Annotated in this window: 6 protein-coding genes, 2 tRNA genes and 1 riboswitch; of the genes, 3 read left to right on the forward strand and 5 right to left on the reverse strand. The window is 45.5% G+C overall.

The genetic code is table 11. From position 1 onward, the window contains the following. Positions 1-105 precede the first annotated feature (105 nt). The 3 genes from JZO70_RS21420 to mnmM are packed head-to-tail and all read left to right on the forward strand — an operon-like array spanning position 106 to position 2289. Positions 106-762: a phosphatase PAP2 family protein gene (locus tag JZO70_RS21420; protein WP_207675736.1), complete on the forward strand. Its 657-nt coding sequence runs from the start codon at positions 106-108 to the stop codon at positions 760-762. 2 nt (positions 763-764) lie between these two features. Next, positions 765-1742 (forward strand): tRNA modification radical SAM protein MnmL/YtqA, encoded by a 978-nt coding sequence (gene mnmL, locus JZO70_RS21425; RefSeq protein ID WP_207675737.1) that lies wholly within the window; start codon positions 765-767, stop codon positions 1740-1742. Next, entirely contained in the window at positions 1717-2289 is a 573-nt protein-coding gene (mnmM, locus tag JZO70_RS21430; RefSeq protein ID WP_207675738.1) for a tRNA 5-(aminomethyl)-2-thiouridylate-methyltransferase MnmM, read from the forward strand. The genes mnmL and mnmM overlap by 26 nt, the downstream gene beginning before the upstream one ends. Before the next feature lie 4 nt (positions 2290-2293). On the opposite strand, the gene JZO70_RS21435 is transcribed toward mnmM, so the two are convergent. From JZO70_RS21435 to JZO70_RS21455, 5 genes are all read right to left on the reverse strand, one after another. Next, on the reverse strand, positions 2294-3079 hold the full coding sequence (locus tag JZO70_RS21435) for an alpha/beta hydrolase (RefSeq protein ID WP_207675739.1): 786 nt from the start codon (positions 3077-3079) through the stop codon (positions 2294-2296). A 44-nt stretch (positions 3080-3123) separates the two neighbouring features. Further along, entirely contained in the window at positions 3124-4596 is a 1473-nt protein-coding gene (locus JZO70_RS21440) for an MDR family MFS transporter (RefSeq protein ID WP_207675740.1), read from the reverse strand. 111 nt (positions 4597-4707) lie between these two features. Further along, complete coding sequence (metK, locus tag JZO70_RS21445; protein ID WP_207675741.1) at positions 4708-5895, reverse strand: methionine adenosyltransferase; 1188 nt, start codon at positions 5893-5895, stop codon at positions 4708-4710. After that, positions 5893-5975, reverse strand: a riboswitch (SMK box riboswitch). (Overlaps the previous gene by 3 nt.) A 128-nt stretch (positions 5976-6103) precedes the next feature. After that, positions 6104-6175: transfer RNA gene (locus tag JZO70_RS21450), tRNA-Glu, on the reverse strand. Between the two features lie 11 nt (positions 6176-6186). Beyond that, positions 6187-6274, reverse strand: a tRNA-Ser gene (locus JZO70_RS21455). Between the last annotated feature and the right edge of the window lie 42 nt (positions 6275-6316).

The raw sequence follows: 6316 nt of genomic DNA on the forward strand, positions 1-6316 counted from the left end.
CCTTGATAAATTCAATTTAATTCCTTTTTAAGAATCGGAAAAATCAATTGAGCCCTTTGTACCCCGTGGTATAATTAATGGCGTTTAGTATAGAAAGGAAATGTTATGAAAAATAAACCCTATTACCATTTAGCCGGCAGCTTTACTTTGCTGCTGTTTGCCGCACTGTGTTACATCGTGCGCTTTTATCCAACTACTTTGCAAGGCTTTGATACGACGATCATCAAAACGGTTCATCGCCTGTCGCCTGCCATGGATAATTTTTTCCTATGGATTACCAAATTTGCCGATCCCTTGACGATCGTCATTTTGACCGTGGTCTTCTTAGGCCTGTTTTGGTTCAACAAAGAAAAACCAACCGCAATCTGGCTGGCGGCCAACTTAGTCATTATCAGCGGCGGCGTCAATCAATTACTGAAATTATTCTTCCAACGGGAACGGCCAACGATTTTAACTCATATGGTGACCGAACACAGTTATAGTTTTCCCAGCGGTCACTCGGTTACCAGCATGATCCTGTACGGAACCTTAATTTTTGCCGCTGGTGTGATTATCAGCAACAAAACGCTCCAATACGTGATCCAAGTTCTATTAGGCTTACTGATTTTCGGTATCGGCCTAAGCCGAATTTATGTAGGCGTCCATTTTCCTACTGATGTACTTGGCGGCTTTTTACTAGGTATCAGCTGGCTGCTGTTCACCTATCCTTACTACCGCCACCAAAAATTTGTTTATGACATGAAAATGATTGGGAGGAAATAAAGATGTTTGTTTACTCTGATGACCCTACCAAACGCTATCATTCATGGAATTATGCCCTGCGGCAGCAATTTGGCGGAAAAATTTTTAAAGTCCCGGTAGACGGCGGCTTCGACTGCCCCAACCGGGATGGCACGGCAGCTCATGGCGGCTGTACCTTTTGCAGCGTCTCAGGTTCCGGCGACATGATGGTGGCACCGAATGATCCGCTGCCGCTGCAATTTCAAAAAGAAATCGACATGATGCATCTCAAATGGCCCAACGTGGATCAATACATTGTCTACTTTCAAAACTTCACCAATACCCATGCACCCGTGGAAGTGATTCGCGAACGTTTTGAGCAAGTGGTTAATTTACCTGGTGTCGTCGGTTTATCGGTCGGTACCCGGCCTGATTGTCTGCCGCCAGAAGTCGTCGATTATCTAGCCGAACTGAACCAGCGGATGTATTTGTGGGTGGAGCTAGGCCTGCAAACCACCTACGAAGAAACCAGCAATGCCATTAATCGCGCCCATGATTACGAGACTTACACCGATGCCGTCGCTCGCTTGCGCAAGCATGACATCAACGTCTGCACTCACTTAATCAACGGTCTGCCTGGTGAATCACTAGATATGATGCGGGAAAATGTCCGGCGAACCATTTTAGATTCCGATATCCAAGGGATCAAGCTGCACCTGCTGCATCTGATGCGCAATACTAAAATGCTGCGGGATTACGCCGAGGGCAAGCTGCAGTTAATGACTCGAGAAGATTACGTCAACGTGATTTGCGATCAGCTGGAAATGATCCCGCCGGAAATTATTATCCATCGTCTAACCGGTGATGCTCCCTGGGATGCCCTAGTCGGTCCCATGTGGAGTCTCAAAAAATGGGAAGTCCTGAACGCCATCGATCAGGAAATGCTGCGGCGGGATTCCTACCAAGGGAAATTTGACGTTAGACAGGAGCAGAAACATGCTGCAAACAGCCTTACGTTATAGTCACACGCTCTTAAAGGAAATCATTCAGCCTGGCGATCAGGTGATCGATGCAACCATGGGCAACGGCAACGACACCCTGTTCCTATCAGAATTGGTTGGTCCAGAAGGCAAAGTCTATGCCTTTGATATCCAAGAACAAGCTTTAGCCAACACCAAAGAAAAACTGGGAGACGCTGCACCTCAAGCCTCCCTCTTTTTAGCCGGCCATGAAACAATCGAAACCAATGTCCCTGAAGATCACCCCATCAAAGCGGCGATCTTCAATTTAGGCTATTTACCTAACAGCGACAAAACCATCATCACCTTGCCGGAAACGACTAAGCAGGCCATGGACGCCATCTTAAAGCGCCTGACTGTCGGCGGCCGCATGATCCTGGTCATCTACTACGGTCACGACGGCGGAGCCGCTGAAAAAAATGAAGTCCTGAATTATTGCGGGAATCTGCCGCAAAAAAGCTACAACGTTTTAACCTATCAGTTCATCAACCAAAAAAATAATCCACCCATTTTAGTTTGCGTGGAAAAGAAAAAAGGCAGCCAGGAATAATTTCCTAGTTGCCTTTTAACATCCACTCTAATACTCGTTGAATCCACTGATCCCAGAACGCCCAATTGTGCTCCCCCGGTCCTTCTTCAAAGGTCACATCCCAATCCTTTTCCGCCAGCTTAGCAGCCATATATTGACTCGCCGGATACAAGAAGTCCTCCGTACCACAAGCCAAAAAGAATCGCGGAACCTCCGATTTATCAGCCTTCAGCTCTTCTACCATAGTGAGGGGATCGTTAGCGGAACCCTTAATTTGATCCAATGGTCCAAAGATCCCTTCCCAATAAGCCGCCTTGCGCACAGCTAACAACCCTTCCACATCATTCAAGATTAAAGAGCCCGATAATGAAGCCACCGCCGCAAACATTTCCGGCTTGCGCAGCCCCAGCTTCAAAGCCCCGTAACCGCCCATCGATAAGCCCGCCGCAAAAGTCTTTTCCCGTTTATGGGTAATTTGCGGAAACAGCTCATGGACAATCTGCGGCAGTTCCTCCGATAAAAACGTCCAATAATTCATATCATAAGTAGTATCAGTATAGAATCCTAAATCCGTCGAAGGCATCACTACCGCCAACTGATAAGACGTAGCATAACGCTCAATCGAAGTGCGCCGCTCCCAAACACTATGATTGCCCCCCATTCCATGAAGCAAGTACAATACCGGAACATCCTCCGTCAACCCCTGCGTCTCTGTCCCAATCTTCTTACGCGTCGTTTGCGGCAGCAGCACATTCATAGAAAATTCCATTTCCAATACATTCGAATAAGCATTCACCTGTAAAAAAGCCATCCCGTTTCCTCCTCATTTAGCACGATTTCCGCTAAATTCCTTTTTTACAGTGTATCACTTTCTCGCTTTTTGCCAACTGCTAAGGTAAAAACAAAGGCCAAAACGATCAAAATCAACCCAACCAGGTAAACCAGATGCAAGCCATTAAACAAAATCACCCGCAGTTTTTCCCGCAATACCGGTGCAATCTGGCTCGCCGTATGAGGGTTAATCAACTTATTCATAATATCAGGATCACCGATTACGCCCACAGTCGGTAATTTCTGCGCAATTTGCATATTCATCACGATCCCAAAAATCGACACCATCACCGTTTGACCAATCGTCCGGGACAACGTATTAAAGGAAGTCGCTACACCCACTTCACCCTGCGGCACACTATTTTGCGCCTCAACCGTAGTAGTCGTAATCGACAGCCCGTAACCCAATCCCAAAACGCCGGAAATAATAAAGAACAACCAGAAAGGACTATGAATTGGCAGGATCAGCAAAGCCGCCGCCCCCAGCATAATAACCAGCAGTCCAATCGCCAACACCTTTTTAGCCGCCATCCTTACCAGCAATCGCCCGGACAAGAAAGAACCTAACATCCAAATAATGGACAGAGGTGCCATTACCAAACCACCAATCGCTGCCGATTTACCTAGCACGCCTTGCATCCACATAGGAATATACACATCCAGCCCCATCAAAAAGCCGCTGATCAGAAAAGCCACGCCATTCACCAGCATAAAAGCCATATTCCTAAATAAGCTTAGATCAATCACCGGATCTTCCGCCCGCTTCTCAGCATAAACAAATACTCCGCCAAACAACAAAGTCAGAAACAGCAGAATTACCACTTGCCCATTTACACCATTATCACCCAAAAACTGGAATCCCAACAACAAGCTCACCAGCGTCAGCATCAAAGACACACTCCCAAAGAAGTCCATCTTTTTCGTGCTTTTTTCCCGCTTTTCTTCCACTAAGAAATATTGCATCAAGAAAATCAAGCCAATCCCAATCGGAACATTAATAAAGAAAATCCAATGCCAACCAATCGTATCAACAATAAATCCCCCAGCTAGCGGACCCAGCACGCTGGAGATCCCCCAAGCCGCATTGTTCAATCCTAAAATTTTCGTCCGCTTTTCAAAGTCATACATATCCGCAATGATTGTCAGTGCTACTGGCATAATCGCCCCCGCACCAATCCCTTGAATCGCCCGCGAAATAATCAAGGTCATCATACTATTAGAAAAGCCGCATAACGCTGACCCAATAACAAAAATCACAATCCCAGCAATAAAAACCGGCTTACGCCCAATTTTATCTGCCAACTTCCCATAAATCGGCGTCATCATAGCATTGGTTAATAAATAAATTGAAAATACCCAGTTCATAATCTCCATACCATGAAGCAAGCCCACAATCGTCGGCATCGCTGTCGTCACAATCGTCCCTTCAATCGCCGTCATAAAAGTGGCAATAAAAATTCCCGCTGTGACTAATTTTTTATTCGTCTTCCGTTCCATTTTTTCCTCCTATTAACACACAGAAAAAGAGACCGTTCCCCCTGATCAAAATGATCAACAGAAACCGCCTCTTCACTCCATAGATTTATTTTCTACGTCTGTACGATTTTACTATACGTTCAAGCTCTTTTTCAAAGCTTCAACTTTATCGGTCTGCTCCCAAGGCAAGTCAATATCGGTACGGCCAAAATGACCATACGCTGCTGTTTGACTATAAATTGGACGCTGCAGATCCAGCATTTCAATAATCCCCGCCGGACGAAGATCAAAATTCCCGCGAATCGCTTCAATTAATTTCTCTTCAGAAACCGAAGCCGTTTCAAAAGTATTTACCGAAATAGATACCGGTTGGGCTACGCCAATCGCATAAGCCAATTGAACTTCCACCTTTTCAGCCAAGCCCGCCGCTACAATGTTTTTCGCAATGTATCGCGCCGCATAAGAAGCCGAACGGTCAACCTTCGTTGCATCTTTTCCAGAAAATGCGCCGCCGCCATGACGTGAATAACCGCCATACGTATCTACAATAATTTTTCGACCAGTCAAACCAGCGTCCCCTTGAGGACCACCAATCACAAAACGACCTGTCGGATTAATGAAATAACGCGTCTTTTCATCCAATAAATGCGCTGGAATGACCTGTTTGATCACTTTTTCCATCACATCTTCATGAATAGTCTCATTGTCGATTGCCTCAGCATGCTGAGTACTAATAACCACCGTATCAACTCGTAAAGGCTTGCCGGCTTCATCATATTCAACTGTTACCTGTGATTTAGCATCCGGACCTAAATAAGCTACTTCTTCCGATTTGCGTAAATCAGCCAACCGTTTAACCAAATGATGACTCAAAGAAATTGGTAAAGGCATCAATTCAGGCGTCTCATCCACCGCAAAACCAAACATCAAGCCTTGGTCTCCAGCACCGATTTCGTCCAAATTTTGGTCTTTTCCACGAACTTCCAAAGCCTCATCCACACCTTGAGCAATATCAGGCGACTGCTCATCAATTGCCACCAATACAGCTACCGTATCTCCGTCAAATCCATACTTAGAATGTGTGTATCCAATTCGTTTAATGGTTTCACGAACCACCTTTTGGATATCAACATAGGCCGTGGTTGAAATCTCTCCAAACACCAGCACCAAACCAGTAGTAACAGACGTCTCGCAAGCCACACGAGCTTTTGGATCCTTTGTTAAAATGGCATCGAGAATCGCATCACTGATTTGATCAGCAACCTTATCTGGATGTCCTTCTGAAACAGATTCAGAAGTAAATAAACGACGTTCTTTCATTTTCTATTCCCCCTAATTATTTTTCGGTTACAAGGCACCTCCAACAACTTGTTAGAGCCTATCGGGAACTTGCAACGAACTGATTATACCAGAAAAGCAGCTGATTACACCAATTTTTCGATAATTCTCTTGAAAGATACACAGATTTTAAGCGAAAAGCAGCTTTTTTAGTTTGAAAACACAAAAAAAGATGCTTTTCAGCATCTTATGACCCGTACGGGAATCGAACCCGTGTTACCGCCGTGAAAGGGCGGTGTCTTAACCGCTTGACCAACGGGCCACTATAAAGAACGGAGAAGGAGGGATTTGAACCCTCGCGCCGGTTTCCCGACCTACACCCTTAGCAGGGGCGCCTCTTCAGCCACTTGAGTACTTCCCCAAAAACCAAAAATGATGATTTTTAATGGGCCTAAATGGACTC

It is taken from the genome of Candidatus Enterococcus moelleringii, from assembly GCF_017377575.1.
GTDB classification, from domain to species: Bacteria; Bacillota; Bacilli; order Lactobacillales; family Enterococcaceae; genus Enterococcus_A; species Enterococcus_A moelleringii.